This window comes from Streptococcus sp. 1171_SSPC (genome assembly GCF_001069335.1).
In the GTDB taxonomy this organism is placed as follows: Bacteria; Bacillota; Bacilli; order Lactobacillales; family Streptococcaceae; genus Streptococcus; species Streptococcus xiaochunlingii.
In genome coordinates, this window is sequence record NZ_JWAK01000015.1 from 137,186 (window position 1) to 153,464 (window position 16,279).

Annotated in this window: 14 protein-coding genes; all 14 read left to right on the forward strand. The window is 42.8% G+C overall.

The features are described from left to right. Window positions 1-5: 5 nt before the first annotated feature. The 14 genes from ADF75_RS02350 (at window position 6) to ADF75_RS02415 (ending at window position 16,228) form a co-directional block, all read left to right on the forward strand. Window positions 6-932, forward strand: coding sequence for an ROK family protein (locus ADF75_RS02350; protein ID WP_048788999.1), 927 nt, complete (start codon window positions 6-8; stop codon window positions 930-932). A gap of 76 nt (window positions 933-1,008) precedes the next feature. Next, entirely contained in the window at window positions 1,009-1,851 is an 843-nt protein-coding gene (gene dprA, locus ADF75_RS02355) for a DNA-processing protein DprA (protein WP_048789000.1), read from the forward strand. A gap of 92 nt (window positions 1,852-1,943) precedes the next feature. Then, window positions 1,944-4,031 (forward strand): type I DNA topoisomerase, encoded by a 2,088-nt coding sequence (topA, locus tag ADF75_RS02360; RefSeq protein WP_048789001.1) that lies wholly within the window; start codon window positions 1,944-1,946, stop codon window positions 4,029-4,031. Between the two features lie 107 nt (window positions 4,032-4,138). Further along, window positions 4,139-4,816, forward strand: coding sequence for a SatD family protein (locus tag ADF75_RS02365; RefSeq protein ID WP_048789002.1), 678 nt, complete (start codon window positions 4,139-4,141; stop codon window positions 4,814-4,816). Next, window positions 4,800-5,504: a DUF3307 domain-containing protein gene (locus ADF75_RS02370; RefSeq protein ID WP_048789003.1), complete on the forward strand. Its 705-nt coding sequence runs from the start codon at window positions 4,800-4,802 to the stop codon at window positions 5,502-5,504. Before ADF75_RS02365 ends, ADF75_RS02370 begins: the two co-directional genes overlap by 17 nt. 159 nt (window positions 5,505-5,663) lie before the next feature. After that, the gene (trmFO, locus tag ADF75_RS02375; RefSeq protein WP_048789004.1) at window positions 5,664-6,998 is read left to right on the forward strand and encodes a methylenetetrahydrofolate--tRNA-(uracil(54)-C(5))-methyltransferase (FADH(2)-oxidizing) TrmFO; all 1,335 of its coding nucleotides are present in this window, start codon (window positions 5,664-5,666) and stop codon (window positions 6,996-6,998) included. Between the two features lie 94 nt (window positions 6,999-7,092). Then, window positions 7,093-7,920, forward strand: a complete 828-nt coding sequence (locus ADF75_RS02380) for an alpha/beta hydrolase (protein WP_048789005.1) — start codon at window positions 7,093-7,095, stop codon at window positions 7,918-7,920. Between the two features lie 39 nt (window positions 7,921-7,959). Next, complete coding sequence (locus ADF75_RS02385; protein ID WP_048789006.1) at window positions 7,960-8,700, forward strand: esterase family protein; 741 nt, start codon at window positions 7,960-7,962, stop codon at window positions 8,698-8,700. Between the two features lie 21 nt (window positions 8,701-8,721). Further along, complete coding sequence (locus tag ADF75_RS02390; protein ID WP_048789007.1) at window positions 8,722-9,888, forward strand: ATP-grasp domain-containing protein; 1,167 nt, start codon at window positions 8,722-8,724, stop codon at window positions 9,886-9,888. 209 nt (window positions 9,889-10,097) lie between these two features. Further along, window positions 10,098-11,066, forward strand: a complete 969-nt coding sequence (locus ADF75_RS02395; RefSeq protein ID WP_048789008.1) for a thiamine pyrophosphate-dependent dehydrogenase E1 component subunit alpha — start codon at window positions 10,098-10,100, stop codon at window positions 11,064-11,066. Window positions 11,067-11,082: 16 nt separating this feature from the next. Further along, window positions 11,083-12,075, forward strand: a complete 993-nt coding sequence (locus ADF75_RS02400) for an alpha-ketoacid dehydrogenase subunit beta (protein ID WP_048789009.1) — start codon at window positions 11,083-11,085, stop codon at window positions 12,073-12,075. Between the two features lie 313 nt (window positions 12,076-12,388). Then, complete coding sequence (locus tag ADF75_RS02405; protein ID WP_048789010.1) at window positions 12,389-13,432, forward strand: dihydrolipoamide acetyltransferase; 1,044 nt, start codon at window positions 12,389-12,391, stop codon at window positions 13,430-13,432. 41 nt (window positions 13,433-13,473) lie between these two features. Further along, window positions 13,474-15,180 carry a dihydrolipoyl dehydrogenase gene (gene lpdA / locus ADF75_RS02410; RefSeq protein ID WP_048789011.1) on the forward strand — a complete coding sequence of 569 codons (1,707 nt, stop codon included), beginning with the start codon at window positions 13,474-13,476 and terminating at the stop codon, window positions 15,178-15,180. 58 nt (window positions 15,181-15,238) lie between these two features. Then, complete coding sequence (locus tag ADF75_RS02415) at window positions 15,239-16,228, forward strand: lipoate--protein ligase (RefSeq protein WP_006596373.1); 990 nt, start codon at window positions 15,239-15,241, stop codon at window positions 16,226-16,228. Window positions 16,229-16,279 lie beyond the last annotated feature (51 nt).

A 16,279-nucleotide genomic window follows, 5' to 3' on the forward strand; every position in this document is an offset into this window, starting at 1 on the left:
AGGAAATGCTATTAGCCTTTGACATTGGCGGGACCTTTATTAAATATGCCTTAGTGGATGAAGCCTATCAGGTGAGTGATTCCTCTAAAGTTCCGACACCAGCTACTATTGAGGAATTCTGGGAAGCTCTTGAGCGCGTGATTTGCTTGTTCCAGAATCGAATCACTGGGATCGCCATCTCTTGTCCGGGTGAAATCAATAGTCGACTGGGATTTGTCTTCAAAGGTGGCCTCATTCCTTATTTAAGGAATATTCCTTTAGCTTCTCGTTTAAATAAGACTTTTCAAGTCCCTGTGACCGTCCTCAACGATGGGGATGCTGCAGGCTTGGCAGAAGCACGAATTGGAAACCTCCAGGATTGTGATTGTGGCGCAACCTTTGTTTTAGGAACTGGGGTAGGCTTAGCCTTGACTTCCAACGGTTCCTTAATTTCCACCTGGAATCTCAAGGATTATCTTCGTTGGCCAAGCTTAGGGGAGAAGCAAGTGACTCCTGAACAAAAGCAATATCAGACCGAGATTTTGAGACATGGGATTTCCAGTTTGGTTCAAAATTTAGGCTCTGCAGTCAATTTTGTGGCTAATGCTAGTCGGCTCTTAGAATTGCCTGAAGAAGATGGAGTTCAAGTTTTTGAAGTCCTTGAAGCTGGTCATCATGAGGAATTGCAAGACTTATTTGCTTCTTATTGTCGGGAAATTGCGATCCTAATCTATAATCTTCAGTCTTTGGTTCGGCTTGAAAAAGTGACGATTGGTGGGGGAATTAGTAGTCAACCCCTTCTTTTAGAAGAGATTAACCATCAGTATAAAAGCCTGATGGAGGAAAGTGGGGAGCAACGATTTTCTTTAGTGGAGATTCAAGCAGCTCGTTACCACAACTCAAGTAATCTTTTGGGGGCAGTTTGTCATTTTAACATCTTAGAAAATCATTAAAAAGTTCTATTTTTAGAGCTTTTTTTGTTTTCTTTTACGAATATTATAAATAGATAGTAGAAAATGAGGTTTACAAATGAACAAATATGAACTTTATAAATTAAAGGTTGCTGGCCTGTCAAATTTACAGGTTTTTAACATTGTCAATTACTGGGAAATGAATGGGGAGTGGCCCTCTTTAGAATTAATGGCAAAAATTGCAGGTTGTCGCAATCAAACACTATTTATGGAACGGTATATCCGGATTGATGACAAGGTCTTGAGAGAAGAGTTTAAGGAGTTTGATTCGATTTCCATTATGGATCCGGAATATCCTGAAGAGCTTCTCTGGATGCATAACCCACCTGTTTTGTTGTTTTACTTAGGCAATATTGATCTTCTTAAACAGCCAAAGATTGCGGTTGTAGGGAGTCGATCCTGTAGCCGTACAGGGATTCAATCCGTTGAGAAAATCATTAACGAGTTAAATAATGAATTAATTGTGGTGAGCGGATTAGCCAAGGGAATTGATGCTGCAGCCCATTATGCTGCAATTCGAAATGGAGGAAAGACAATTGGAGTGATTGGTACTGGCTTAGATGTCTTCTATCCTAGATCCAATAAACAATTGCAGAAGTACATGAGTGGGAGCCATTTAGTTTTAACAGAATACGGTCCAGGTCAAGGTCCTCAGAAGCACCATTTCCCAGAGCGCAATCGGATTATTGCTGGCCTTTCTAGAGCGGTGATCGTGGCGGAAGCGCGGATGCGGTCTGGAAGTCTGATCACCTGCGAGCGTGCTATGGAAGAAGGGCGAGATGTCTTTGCTATTCCTGGTTCGATCTTGGATGGACGTTCAGATGGCTGTCACCACCTCATTCAAGAAGGTGCAAAGCTGGTCACCAGTGGAAAAGATGTCCTAGATGAGTTTGAATTTTAAAATGAGTTTTCCTATAGGAGAACTTCACGGTTGACATCCCGAAAAAAATAGTTTACACTCTATGAGGTTTATTACAAAATAGAGGTAAAAAAGTGGCTACTAAAACAAAAAAGAAAACCACAACAACTAAAAAGAATTTAGTCATCGTGGAGTCTCCTGCGAAAGCGAAGACGATTGAAAAGTATCTTGGTAGAAATTATAAGGTCATGGCCAGCGTGGGTCATATTCGTGACTTGAAAAAATCTACCATGTCTATTGATTTTGAGAACAATTACGAACCAGAGTACATCAATATTCGCGGAAAAGGTCCTTTGATTAATGATTTGAAAAAAGAGGCTAAAAAAGCCAAACAAGTCTTTCTCGCAAGTGACCCGGACCGTGAAGGAGAAGCTATTTCTTGGCATTTGGCGCATATTCTTCAGTTGGATAAGGAAGATAAGAACCGCGTTGTTTTCAACGAAATTACCAAGGATGCGGTAAAAAATGCCTTTCAAGAACCCCGTAAGATTGATATGGATCTGGTAGATGCTCAACAAGCGCGCCGTGTCTTGGACCGGATTGTTGGGTACTCCATCTCACCAATTCTATGGAAAAAGGTGAAGAAGGGACTTTCGGCTGGTCGGGTGCAATCCGTTGCTCTTAAATTGATTATTGACCGGGAAGAAGAAATCAATGCCTTCCAACCAGAAGAATATTGGACAATTGATGGAACCTTTAAAAAGGGGACCAAGCAATTCCAAGCCAATTTCTATGGAATGAATGGCAAGAAGATGAAGCTTCAAAACCAGGAGGATGTGAAAGCCGTTCTTTCACATCTCGATGGGAAAGAGTATATCGTTGAAAAGGTAGAGAAGAAAGAGCGCAAACGCAATGCGCCGCTTCCTTACACAACTTCTTCCATGCAGATGGACGCAGCCAATAAGATTAACTTCCGTACACGTAAGACCATGATGGTGGCCCAGCAATTGTACGAAGGAATCAATATTGGATCTGGTGTTCAAGGTTTGATCACTTATATGCGTACGGATTCGACTCGGATTAGTCCAGTCGCTCAAAATGAAGCAGCTAGCTTTATCATTGATCGATTTGGAGACAAGTATTCTAAGCATGGTAGTCGGGTTAAGAATGCTTCTGGTGCTCAAGATGCTCACGAAGCTATTCGTCCTTCAAGCGTCTACAATACGCCTGAGAAAATTGCCAAGTATTTGGACAAGGACCAGCTTAAGCTTTATACCTTGATCTGGAATCGTTTTGTGGCTAGTCAAATGACAGCAGCTGTTTTTGATACTATGAATGTTCGTTTGGGGCAAAATGGGGTTCAATATACAGCAAATGGTAGTCAGGTGAAGTTTGACGGCTATTTGGCGATCTACAATGATTCGGACAAAAATAAGATGCTACCGGACATGGAAGAAGGGGATACCGTCACTCAGGTCAACAGCAAACCTGAGCAGCACTTTACCCAACCACCAGCTCGTTACTCTGAAGCGACCTTGATTAAGACTTTAGAAGAAAATGGTGTTGGTCGTCCTTCAACCTATGCACCGACCATTGAGACCATTCAAAAACGCTATTATGTGAAGCTTGTAGCCAAACGCTTCGAGCCAACCGAATTAGGAGAAATCGTCAATAAACTGATCGTTGAATTCTTCCCAGATATCGTCAATGTAACCTTTACCGCAGAGATGGAAGGGAAACTCGATGATGTCGAACTCGGAAAAGAGCAGTGGCAAAAGGTCATTGATTCCTTCTACCAACCCTTTAAAAAAGAAGTAGCCAAAGCTGAAGAGGAAATGGAGAAAATCCAAATCAAGGATGAGGCTGCTGGATTTGACTGTGAGGTTTGTGGAAGTCCGATGGTTATCAAGTTGGGTCGATTCGGTAAGTTCTTCGCTTGTAGTAATTTCCCTGATTGCCGTCATACGCAAGCCATCGTCAAGGAGATTGGTGTGGAATGTCCAGACTGTCACCAAGGGCAAATCATCGAGCGTAAAACCAAAAGGAACCGTCTCTTCTATGGCTGCAATCGTTACCCAGACTGCGAATTCACCTCTTGGGACAAGCCAATTGGCCGTGATTGTCCAAAATGTGGTCACTACCTAGTTGAGAAAAAAGTTCGTGGTGGCGGTAAGCAGGTCGTATGTAGCAACGGCGACTACGAAGAAGAAAAAGTAAAATAAGATTTTAGGATCATGCGATGTCTATTATAACGGCAATTTTAATAAATGTCTGTTATAATAGACATTTTTGTTTTTTTTCGTTATAATAGACACAAGGAGGTGGGCTTATGTATCTTGCTTTGATTGCAGATGTCATTGATTCCAAAATGGTTCAAGAACGTTTTGACCTGCAAAAACAGTTAGAAAAAACGCTTCAAACGATGAATGAACTATTTGGAGAATTCTTAGCATCTAGTTTTACCTTGACCCTGGGTGATGAGTTTCAGGCGCTCTTAAAGGTGGATGCTCCGGTTTTTCAAATGATCGATACCCTGCGTTCTTTACTAACTCCTACTCAACTTCGTTTCGGGATTGGTCTCGGGGAGATTGTAACGGATATCGATCCCTTACAAAGTATCGGTGCGGATGGGCCAGCTTATTGGAATGCACGCGCCGCCATCAATCTGGTCCATCAGAAAAATGACTACGGCAATACCCAGATTTATTTTTCATGCGGGAAGGAAAAGCAAGACTTCTTTGTGAATTCCCTCATCGCTTCCGGGGAAGCTATTCGTTCGGGTTGGCGTGGCAGTCAGGAAGAAATCCTGCTAGATCTTCTTAAGAGATGTGTATATAGTGAGAATTTTAGCCAGCAGGATTTGGCCCAATCGCTGGAGATAAACCCCAGTGCTCTCTCTAAACGGCTGAAAAGTAGCAGTATCCGTGTTTACTTGCGGGGGCGAGCAGCAGCGCTAGCGAGTATTCAAAGTTTAGCGAAAGGAGAGGCTTATGACAGGATTATCTAGTATCGTAACAAATCCATACTTGCTTCTCTTGTTAAGTTGTCATTTGTTGTCGGATTATTATTTTCAAAGTCAAAAGATGGCGGACCACAAGGATCAGGATAAGAAGGTGCTCGGCCTTCACATTCTGTATGTAGCTCTGCCTCTATTCGTCGTTTCCCTCTGCCATCTGGATTTGTGGTGGATTTGCTTGGCCATTTTGCTGACTCATGCAGGGATTGATTACGGAAAACCTTTGGTGCAGAAGCAATTGAATTTAACAGCAGCATGGACTTTTGCATTGGATCAAGTCTTGCATGTCGCTATCATTAGTTTCCTAGTTCTTTGGGGAGCTAAAAATGGCACGACTTATTTGCCTAGTGACAGTTTAAAGCTAATCTTTTATGTCCTCTTAGTGGGAAAACCGACCAATATCGTCTTTAAAATTCTTTTTGCTAAGTACCAGCCGACGATGGAGGAGAAAATGGATACCATCACTGGGGCTGGTTCCATGATTGGCTTCTTAGAGCGGTTGATTATCGGTGCCTGTCTTGTCTACGGCCAATTTGCTTCTATCGGTCTGGTCTTTACGGCCAAATCCATCGCCCGCTACAATAAAATTTCGGAGAATCCAGCCTTCGCAGAGTATTATTTAATCGGGTCCTTATTCAGTATCCTATCAGCCCTCTTTGCTGCTTGGTTGTGTCTATAAGAAAATTAATAACAGACTTAGGTCTAAGACAGGAAGGAAAACCCTCCCTGTTTTTTTACTTGGCTTTCTGGTATAATGGACCAAGTAGAAAATTAGAAAGATTTGTGGGTGTCTAACAGTCCAGTGGGGTGTTTGTATACCCAAAGAGGTATTAGTGTCATGTCTCAATCTTATATCAATGTCATCGGTGCGGGCCTTGCTGGCTCGGAAGCAGCTTATCAGATTGCCCAACAGGGAATTCCGGTCAAGCTTTACGAAATGCGTGGGATCAAATCCACTCCGCAACACAAAACAGACAACTTTGCTGAGTTAGTCTGTTCCAACTCTCTCCGAGGGGATTCTCTAACCAATGCTGTCGGGCTCCTCAAAGAAGAAATGCGACGTTTAGGTTCTGTTATCCTTGAAGCTGCAGAAGCGACTCGTGTGCCGGCTGGTGGAGCATTGGCAGTGGACCGAGAAGGCTTTGCTAGTCGGGTAACGGAGAAGGTATCTCAACACCCGCTCATCGAAGTGATTCGCGATGAAATTACAGAATTGCCGACAGACGCGATCACAGTGGTCGCAACGGGTCCTCTAACCAGTGATGCCTTGGCGGAAAAGATCCACGCGCTCAATGGTGGCGATGGCTTCTATTTCTACGATGCAGCAGCTCCTATTATCGATGTCAATACCGTCGATATGAATAAGGTTTACCTCAAGTCTCGTTATGACAAAGGAGAAGCGGCTTATCTCAACTGTCCCATGACCAAACAAGAGTTTATGGACTTCCATGAGGCTTTGGTGAATGCGGAAGAAGCCCCGCTCAACTCTTTTGAAAAAGAAAAGTATTTCGAAGGTTGTATGCCAATTGAAGTCATGGCCAAACGAGGCATCAAAACCATGCTCTATGGTCCTATGAAACCAGTTGGTCTCGAGTATCCAGATGACTACAAAGGACCTCGTGATGGGGAGTTTAAGACCCCTTATGCGGTAGTCCAATTGCGCCAAGACAATGCAGCTGCTAGCCTCTACAATATCGTTGGCTTCCAAACTCACCTTAAATGGGGCGAGCAAAAACGAGTCTTTCAAATGATTCCAGGTTTGGAAAATGCGGAATTTGTCAGATATGGCGTCATGCACCGTAATTCCTACATGGACTCTCCAAATCTGCTTGAACAGACTTATCGTTCTAAGAAGCAAGCCAACCTCTTCTTTGCGGGTCAAATGACAGGAGTAGAGGGCTATGTCGAGTCAGCGGCTTCAGGTTTGGTGGCTGGGATCAATGCGGCACGTCTTTTCAAAGGAGAAGAAGCAGCGATTTTCCCAGAAACAACAGCCATCGGAAGTCTCGCTCATTATATTACCCATGCCGACAGCAAGCATTTCCAACCCATGAATGTCAACTTCGGAATTATTAAGGAGCTGGAAGGCCCACGCATTCGGGATAAAAAGGAACGGTATGAGAAAATTGCCGAACGTTCCTTGCAAGATCTGGCTACATTTATTGGAAAATAAAGTCAATCAATGAAAAAGTTTGGAGAAATCCAGACTTTTTCTTATAAAAATGGTATAATAAATAAAAATTTAGAATATAGAGAGTTTTCTGACAATGAATAAATCCTACTTTTATTTAGAGATGAAGACACACGAGTTGAAAGTGCTTTATACCGGAAAACTCCGTCGTGTGCGAGTCTTATTACCTAAGAATTATGAATTAGATACAGATCGTCGCTACCCTGTGGTTTATTTCCACGATGGGCAAAACGTTTTGTATAGCAAGGAAGCCTATGCGGGTCATTCTTGGAAGGTCATTCCAGCCATCAAGCGAAATCCAGACATTAGTCGCATGATTGTCGTTGCCATTGATAACGATGGTTTGCAACGGATGAACGAGTACTCTGCCTGGAAGTACAAGGAGTCCAATATCCCTGGTATGCAATTCGGTGGCAAGGGTGTCGAGTATGGGGAGTTTGTCATGGATGTCGTCAAACCCTTCATCGATCAAGAATATCGAACCCTTGCTGATAGAGAACATACAGCCATGATTGGATCTTCGCTTGGTGGGAATATCACCCAATTTTTGGGCTTGGAATACCAAGACCAAATCGGTTGTCTGGGAGTCTTCTCCTCTGCTAACTGGTTGCACCAAGAGGCCTTTGACCGCTATATCGAGCGGAAGAAGCTTTATGCAGATCAACGGATCTACATCTATGTAGGGACTGAAGAAGCTGATGATACGGATAAAACGCTGATGGCGGGAAATATCAAGCAAGCCTATATCGACTCATCCCTTCGTTATTATCACGATGTCATTCAACAAGGAGTGGCTTTGGAAAATATTGCTATTCGGATACAATCTGGGGCTATTCACCACGAAGAAGCCTGGGCTGAGAATCTTCCAGAATGCCTTCGTTTTTTGGCAGAAAAATGGGATTAATAGACTGTAAATAAAGAAATAAAGAGAAAGAGGGAATTTATGAATATTGAACATCTAAGCCACTGGAGTGGCCAGCTCAACCGCGAAATGTATCTAAACCGCTATGGACATGCAGGGATTCCTGTTGTGGTCTTTGCTTCATCAGGTGGGAGCCATAACGAGTACTATGACTTTGGTATGATTGATGCTTGTGCTCAGTTTATCGAAGAAGGTCGGGTTCAATTCTTCACCGTTTCGAGTGTCGATAGTGAAAGCTGGCTTTGTGATTGGAAAAATCCTCATGATCGAGCAGAGATGCACCGTGCTTACGAGCGCTATGTGATTGAAGAGGCCATTCCTTTCATTAAGCACAAAACGGGATGGTTTGATCCGATGATGACGACGGGTTGTTCTATGGGAGCCTACCACGCGCTTAATTTCTTCTTGCAACATCCAGATGTCTTCAACAAGATGATTGCCTTGAGTGGTGTCTATGATGCTCGTTTCTTTGTTGGTGAGTTTGGTGGTGACGAAGCGATTTATCAAAACTCGCCATCTGATTATATTTGGCATCAAAATGACGGCTGGTTTATTGACCGTTACCGTCAGGCGGAAATTGTCATTTGTACCGGTCTTGGCGCTTGGGAACAAGATGGACTTCCATCTTTCTACAAACTAAAAGAAGCCTTTGACCACAAAAATATTCCTGCATGGTTTGCTGAGTGGGGCCATGACGTCGCTCACGATTGGGACTGGTGGCGCAAGCAAATGCCTTATTTCTTAGGTCAGATGTATTTATAAGCTAAAAAGGAGGAGACCTCTATGAATTATCTTGTTATTTCACCTTATTATCCGCAAAACTTTCAACAATTTACCATCGAGCTGGCTAACAAAGGCATCACGGTCTTAGGGATTGGACAGGAGCCTTATGAACAGTTAGACGAGCCATTGCGCAATAGTTTAACAGAGTATTTCCGAGTTGATAACATGGAAAACTGGGACGAAGTGAAGCGCGCAGTCGCCTTCCTCTTCTACAAACACGGGCCAATCGACCGCATCGAATCCCACAATGAATATTGGTTGGAATTGGATGCAGCGCTTCGTGAACAATTCAATGTCTTTGGTGCCAAACCAAAAGATTTGAAGAAAACCAAGTTTAAATCAGAAATGAAAAAACTCTTCAAGAAAGCTGGAGTCCCAGTCGTTCCTGGTGCAGTGGTCAAAGCCGAAAAAGACATTGACAAGGCTGTGAAGAAGATTGGGTTGCCATTGATTGCTAAGCCTGACAATGGGGTAGGAGCAGCAGCAACCTTCAAGCTTGAAACTGCAGAAGATGTAGACCATTTCAAGGCAGAATGGGATGGACATACTGAGTATTTCTTTGAGAAATTTGTCACTTCTAGTGAGATTTGTACCTTTGATGGTCTGGTCGATCGCGATGGCAACATTGTCTTCTCAACGACTTTTGACTATGCTTATACGCCACTTGACTTGATGCTCTACAAGATGGACAATTCTTATTATGTCCTAAAAGAGATGGATCCAAAATTGCGTCAATACGGAGAAGCGATTGTTAAAGCTTTTGGCATGAAGGAGCGTTTCTTCCACATTGAGTTCTTCCGTGATGGGGATGACTATATTGCGATTGAGTACAATAATCGTCCTGCAGGTGGCTTCACCATCGACGTCTACAACTATGCTCACTCGATTGATTTGTACCGTGGCTATGCAGCCATCGTAGCCGGAGAACCATTCTCAGCTTCTGAGTTTGAGCCACTTTATTGCTTGGCGACTTCACGCCGTGCCAATGCAGCTTATGTCCTTTCTGAGGATGAAGTTTTAGCTAAATACCGAGATCAATTCCGCGTGAAGAAAGATATGCCTGCTGCCTTTGCCGAGCTTCAAGGTGATTATCTTTACATGTTAACAACGTCAAGTCGTGAGGAGTTAGAACAAATGATTCATGACTTTGGCCAACGCCATCAATAAAATATTCCGATAGGTCTTCCCTATCGGTTTTTTGATTTTCCATAATAAAAAACGACTTTGTGAATCTTTTATATAACAGTTTGGGAATTCATATCTATCAGTATTCTAGACGGATTAGTTTGTGAAAGGAAATGAGCATTTATTTTGACAGTGTTTTCATAGTGAGATAGAATAAAAGAGAATGAATAATTGCTTAGAAAGGCGAAATAATGGCAACATTAGATAAAAGTCTCTTATTGGAAATGTTCCGTAAAATGGAAGAAATCCGTCGCATGGACTTAAAAATTGCACAGTTAGTAAAAAAAGGGAAAGTGCCAGGAATGACGCACTTTTCTGTTGGGGAAGAAGCGGCTAACGTTGGAGCGATGTTGGCTTTGAACGAGGATGATCTGCTAACTTCAAACCACCGTGGTCACGGACAAGCCATCGCTAAGGGAATCGATTTGAATGGTATGATGGCAGAAATCCTTGGTAAGTATACCGGTACTTGTAAAGGGAAGGGTGGATCAATGCATATCGCCGACCTTGATGCTGGTAACCTTGGTGCCAATGGTATCGTCGGTGGTGGTATGGGGATTGCCGTAGGTGCAGCCCTTACTCAACAAATGCACAAGACTGGCAAGATTGTTGTCTGCTTCTTTGGGGACGGCGCAACCAACGAAGGTGTCTTCCACGAAGCAGTGAATATGGCTTCCATTTGGAACCTTCCAGTTATTTTCTACTGTATCAATAATGGTTACGGAATCTCTGCTGACATCAAAAAAATGACCAATGTCAAGCATATCCACGAGCGTAGTGCTGCTTACGGCATTCCTGGAATGTTTATTCCTGATGGAAACAATGTTATCGATGTCTATGAAGGATTCCAAAAAGCTGTTGAACACGTCCGCTCTGGTAAAGGTCCTGTCTTGATTGAAAGTGTCACTTATCGTTGGCTTGGTCACTCATCTTCAGACCCTGGTAAATACCGGACCCGTGAAGAAGTCGAAGAGTGGAAGAAGAAAGATCCAATCGAAAACCTTCGCAAGTATCTCCTTGAAAATGAGATTGCAAGCGCAGAAGAATTGGATCAGATCCAAGAAGAAGTAAAAGAAGCAGTCGAAGCTTCAGTGAAATTTGCGGAAGAAAGCCCATTCCCTCCACTCGAATCAGCTTTCGAAGATATTTACGCAGACTAAGGGGGAGTAGAGAATTATGGAAACTAAATTAATGTCTTTCCGCGATACCATTATCCTTGCTATGTCTGAGGAAATGCGTCGCGACGAAAACGTATTGTTGATGGGGGAAGATGTCGGAGTGTTCGGTGGAGACTTCGGAACTTCAGTAGGAATGCTTGAGGAATTCGGTCCAGAACGTGTCCGTGACTGTCCGATTTCTGAGGCTGCGATTTCAGGTGCAGCAGCAGGTGCAGCCATGACTGGACTTCGGCCAATCGTTGATATGACTTTCATGGATTTCTCTGTAATTGCCATGGATGCTATTGTCAACCAAGCTGCTAAAACTCGCTACATGTTTGGTGGAAAAGGGCAAGTGCCGATGACCGTTCGCTGTGCTGCTGGTAATGGAGTTGGATCTGCAGCTCAACACTCCCAATCTTTGGAATCATGGTTTACTCATATTCCTGGTTTGAAAGTTGTTGCTCCTGGTACGCCAGCGGATATGAAAGGACTTCTCAAGTCTTCTATTCGCGATAACAACCCTGTAATCATTCTTGAGTACAAATCAGAATTCAACCAAAAAGGTGAAGTGCCAGTTGATCCAGACTACACGATTCCACTTGGTGTCGGAGAAATCAAACGCGAAGGAACTGACGTCACTGTCGTAACCTACGGGAAAATGCTTCGTCGCGTGATGCAAGCATCTGAAGAATTGGCAGAAGAAGGCATCTCAGTAGAAGTAGTAGACCCACGGACCTTGGTCCCACTCGATAAAGAGATCATCATTAATTCTGTCAAGAAGACAGGAAAAGTAGTCCTTGTCAATGATGCCCATAAAACAAGTGGCTATATCGGTGAAATTTCAGCTATTATCTCTGAATCAGAAGCATTTGATTACTTGGATGCACCGATCCGCCGTTGTGCGGGGGAAGATGTGCCAATGCCTTACGCACAAAACCTTGAGAATGCAATGATACCAACAGTTGAAAGTATCAAAGAAGCCATTCGTAAAACGTATAACAAAGAATAATACATAACATAAATTATGTAACATATTCGTGGTTTTATCTTTCATTTTGAAATAGAAAAAATGCGACATGAGTGAGTCGAATCGATGATATTCGACGAACGAATTAGTAAGTCTACTAGGTTGACCGCCTGATAGCGGCAACCGTAGCAACTTGAGATACGTGTGTATCCAAGTTGCTTGTAGAATTGAACTCGGGCTAAAGTCTGGGTGAAAAAGATAAACTTTCCTAGAAACTAAAGTTTCTTCGTCAAGTTTCCTATTTTCACTGAGACTTTTGACGCCCTTAGTATCTTATAATAGAATAGGAGAGGTCATGGCTGATGATAAGCTAAGAGCGACTCCTGCGGCTAGAAAATTAGCGGATGATCTTGGGATCAACCTCTATGATGTTTCTGGTTCAGGCGCAAACGGTCGTGTCCACAAAGAAGACGTGGAAACATATAAAGACACAAATGTGGTTCGCATTTCACCACTTGCAAAACGAATTGCTTTAGAACACAATATTGCTTGGCAAGAAATCCAAGGAACTGGTCATCGTGGTAAGATTATGAAGAAGGACGTCCTTGCTTTCCTTCCTGAGAATATTGAGAATGAGACCATTAAGTCACCTGCTCAAATTGAGAAAGTCGAAGAAGTTCCTGATAATGTGACACCTTATGGTGAGATCGAGCGGATTCCGATGACACCAATGCGTAAGGTGATTGCTCAACGGATGGTGGAATCTTACTTGACAGCACCAACCTTTACTTTGAACTATGACGTTGATATGTCTCAAATGTTGGCCCTTCGTAAGAAGGTATTGGATCCAATTATGGAGGCCACTGGCAAGAAAGTCACTGTAACAGATTTGCTTTCTCTAGCAGTGGTTAAGACCTTGATGAAACACCCATACATTAATGCGTCATTGACGGAAGATGGCAAAACCATCATCACTCACAACTATGTCAACTTGGCTATGGCGGTTGGGATGGACAATGGGCTGATGACACCGGTTGTCTATAACGCAGAAAAGATGACTTTATCAGAGTTGGTGGTAGCCTTCAAGGACGTTATCGGACGTACCTTGGACGGTAAATTAGCACCAAGCGAATTGCAAAATTCAACCTTTACTATCAGTAACTTGGGAATGTTTGGTGTTCAATCTTTTGGACCGATTATCAACCAACCAAACTCTGCCATTCTTGGGGTTAGCGCAACTGTTGAAAAACCAGTTGTAGTTAATGGTGAAATCGTCATTCGTCCAATCATGAGCTTGGGCTTGACCATTGACCACCGCGTTGTCGATGGTATGGCTGGGGCCAAATTCATGAAAGACTTGAAAGCCTTGATTGAAGACCCGATTTCAATGTTGGTCTAATCAACGAGAGAGAATAGAAACAAGAAAAAGAGGGAAATAAAATGGCCTTAGAAGTAATTATGCCAAAAGCCGGCGTAGATATGACCGAAGGACAAATCGTTCAGTGGAATAAAAAAGTCGGCGAATTTGTAAAAGAAGGAGAAATTCTCCTTGAAATCATGACAGATAAAGTCAGCATGGAATTGGAAGCTGAAGAAGATGGCTACTTGATTGCTATCTTAAAAGGGGACGGCGAGACTGTTCCTGTAACAGAAGTTATCGGTTACCTTGGTGAAGAAGGGGAGAACATCCCAACAGCTGGAGCAGTAGCACCAGAAGCGAGTCCTGCACCAGCCTCAGCAAGTGCTTCAAATGATGACAATAAGAGCGATGATGCTTATGATATCGTAGTGATCGGTGGCGGTCCTGCTGGTTACGTATCTGCTATCAAGGCAGCTCAATTGGGTGGTAAGGTTGCCCTTGTTGAAAAATCTGAACTTGGTGGAACTTGCTTGAACCGCGGATGTATCCCAACTAAGACTTACCTACACAACGCTGAAATCATTGAAAATATCGGTCATGCGGCAAACCGTGGGATTATCATTGACAATCCTAGCTTCACAGTGGATATGGACAAGGTTCTTGAAACCAAGAACAAGGTCGTAAATACTTTGGTTGGTGGTGTTGCAGGACTTCTTCGTAGCTACGGAGTTGATGTTCATAAGGGGATCGGTACCATTACGAAAGATAAGAATGTTTTGGTCAATGGTTCTGAGTTACTTGAAACTAAGAAGATTATCCTTGCTGGTGGTTCAAAAGTCAGCAAGATTAACGTTCCTGGCATGGAATCATCCCTTGTAATGACGAGTGATGACATCTTGGATATGAATGAAGTCCCAGAAAGCCTTGTGATCATTGGTGGTGGGGTTGTCGGTATCGAGCTTGGTCAAGCCTTTATGACCTTTGGTTCAAAAGTAACGGTTATTGAAATGATGGACCGCATTGTTCCAGCTATGGATGCTGAAGTATCTAAAAACCTTCGCTTGATCCTTGAACGTAAGGGTATGACTATCTTGACAGGTACTAAACTGCAAGAAATCATTGAAGAAGATGGCAAACTCCGTATCAAGGTTGAAGGAAAAGATGATATCATCGCAAATAAAGCTCTTCTTTCAATCGGTCGTGTTCCAGATCTTGAAGGAATCGGAGAAGTTGAGTTTGAATTGGATCGTGGTCGTATCAAGGTTAATGAATACATGGAAACTTCTGTTCCAGGTATCTATGCACCAGGTGATATCAACGGTACTAAGATGTTGGCTCACGCTGCCTTCCGTATGGGTGAAGTAGCGGCTGAAAACGCCCTTAAAGGAAATCACGCTGTTGCCAAATTGAACTTGACTCCTGCAGCTATCTACACACTTCCAGAAGTTGCGGCTGTTGGTTTGACAGAAGAACAAGCTCGTGAGAAATATGATGTCCAAATCGGTAAATTCAATTTTGCCGCAAACGGACGTGCCATTGCATCAGATGCGGCTCAAGGTTTTGTTAAGGTCATTGCAGACAAGAAATATGGTGAAGTTCTTGGGGTTCACATCATTGGTCCAGCAGCAGCTGAATTGATCAACGAAGCTTCAACTATCATTGAGATGGAAATCACTGTAGAAGAAATGCTCAAGACCATCCATGGGCACCCAACCTTCTCAGAAGTGATGTACGAAGCCTTTGCGGATGTACTTGGAATGGCCATCCATTCACCTAAGAAAAAATAAAAATAGATAGATTAGACTGGAATTATTTTCCAGTCTCTATCGTATTAGAAGGTATCTTATGAAATACATTATCAATCATTCAAACGACACTGCTTTTAATATTGCTTTAGAGGAATATGCTTTTAAACACCTTTTGGACGAGGATCAAATCTTCCTTCTTTGGATTAACAAACCATCTATTATTGTAGGACGTCACCAAAATACCATCGAGGAAATTAACCGTGACTATGTTCGTGAAAATGGAATTGAAGTAGTCCGTCGAATCAGTGGTGGTGGAGCTGTTTACCATGATTTGAACAACCTAAACTATACAATCATTTCAAAAGAAGATGAAAACAAGGCCTTTGACTTCAAGAGCTTCTCTACTCCAGTTATCAATACTTTAGCTGAACTTGGTGTTAAAGCTGAATTTACAGGCCGTAACGACTTAGAAATCGACGGTAAGAAATTCTGTGGCAATGCCCAAGCCTATATCAATGGCCGGATCATGCACCATGGTTGTCTGCTTTTTGACGTTGATTTGTCTGTCCTTGCTAATGCGCTTAAGGTATCTAAGGACAAATTTGAGTCTAAAGGGGTTAAATCCGTTCGTGCACGTGTGACCAATATCATCGATGAGTTGCCAGAAAAGATCACTGTTGAAGAGTTCCGTGACTTGCTTTTAGACTACATGAAGAAAGAATATCCTGAGATGACAGAATATGTCTTCTCAGATGAAGAATTGGCTGAAATCAACCGTATCAAGGAAACCAAGTTCGGTACCTGGGATTGGAACTATGGGAAGTCCCCTGAATACAATGTCCGTCGTGGCACTAAATTCCCTAGCGGTAAGGTGGAAATCTTCGCGAATGTTATTGAATCCAAAATCCAAGACATCAAGATTTATGGAGACTTCTTTGGTATCGAAGATGTAGCAGCAGTAGAAGATGTCCTTCGTGGTGTCAAATACGAACGCGAAGACGTTCTTAAAGCCCTACAAACCATTAACCTAGGTCGTTACTTCGCAGGAATCACTGCAGAAGAAATTGCTGAGGCTGTGGTGGAATAAAATCATAAGAGAGTGGGACAGAAATCGGTAATTCGTTAGAATTCGATTTCG

Excerpts from the sequence above, each read along its gene's own strand:
- trmFO (WP_048789004.1), top strand. The coding sequence starts at position 5,664 with ATGTCTCAATCTTATATCAATGTCATCGGTGCGGGCCTTGCTGGCTCG.
- ADF75_RS02395 (WP_048789008.1), top strand. The coding sequence starts at position 10,098 with ATGGCAACATTAGATAAAAGTCTCTTATTGGAAATGTTCCGTAAAATG.
- dprA (WP_048789000.1), top strand. The coding sequence starts at position 1,009 with ATGAACAAATATGAACTTTATAAATTAAAGGTTGCTGGCCTGTCAAAT.
- ADF75_RS02370 (WP_048789003.1), top strand. The coding sequence starts at position 4,800 with ATGACAGGATTATCTAGTATCGTAACAAATCCATACTTGCTTCTCTTG.
- lpdA (WP_048789011.1), top strand. The coding sequence starts at position 13,474 with ATGGCCTTAGAAGTAATTATGCCAAAAGCCGGCGTAGATATGACCGAA.
- ADF75_RS02405 (WP_048789010.1), top strand. The coding sequence starts at position 12,389 with ATGGCTGATGATAAGCTAAGAGCGACTCCTGCGGCTAGAAAATTAGCG.
- ADF75_RS02380 (WP_048789005.1), top strand. The coding sequence starts at position 7,093 with ATGAATAAATCCTACTTTTATTTAGAGATGAAGACACACGAGTTGAAA.
- ADF75_RS02390 (WP_048789007.1), top strand. The coding sequence starts at position 8,722 with ATGAATTATCTTGTTATTTCACCTTATTATCCGCAAAACTTTCAACAA.
- ADF75_RS02350 (WP_048788999.1), top strand. The coding sequence starts at position 6 with ATGCTATTAGCCTTTGACATTGGCGGGACCTTTATTAAATATGCCTTA.
- ADF75_RS02415 (WP_006596373.1), top strand. The coding sequence starts at position 15,239 with ATGAAATACATTATCAATCATTCAAACGACACTGCTTTTAATATTGCT.
- ADF75_RS02365 (WP_048789002.1), top strand. The coding sequence starts at position 4,139 with ATGTATCTTGCTTTGATTGCAGATGTCATTGATTCCAAAATGGTTCAA.
- ADF75_RS02385 (WP_048789006.1), top strand. The coding sequence starts at position 7,960 with ATGAATATTGAACATCTAAGCCACTGGAGTGGCCAGCTCAACCGCGAA.
- ADF75_RS02400 (WP_048789009.1), top strand. The coding sequence starts at position 11,083 with ATGGAAACTAAATTAATGTCTTTCCGCGATACCATTATCCTTGCTATG.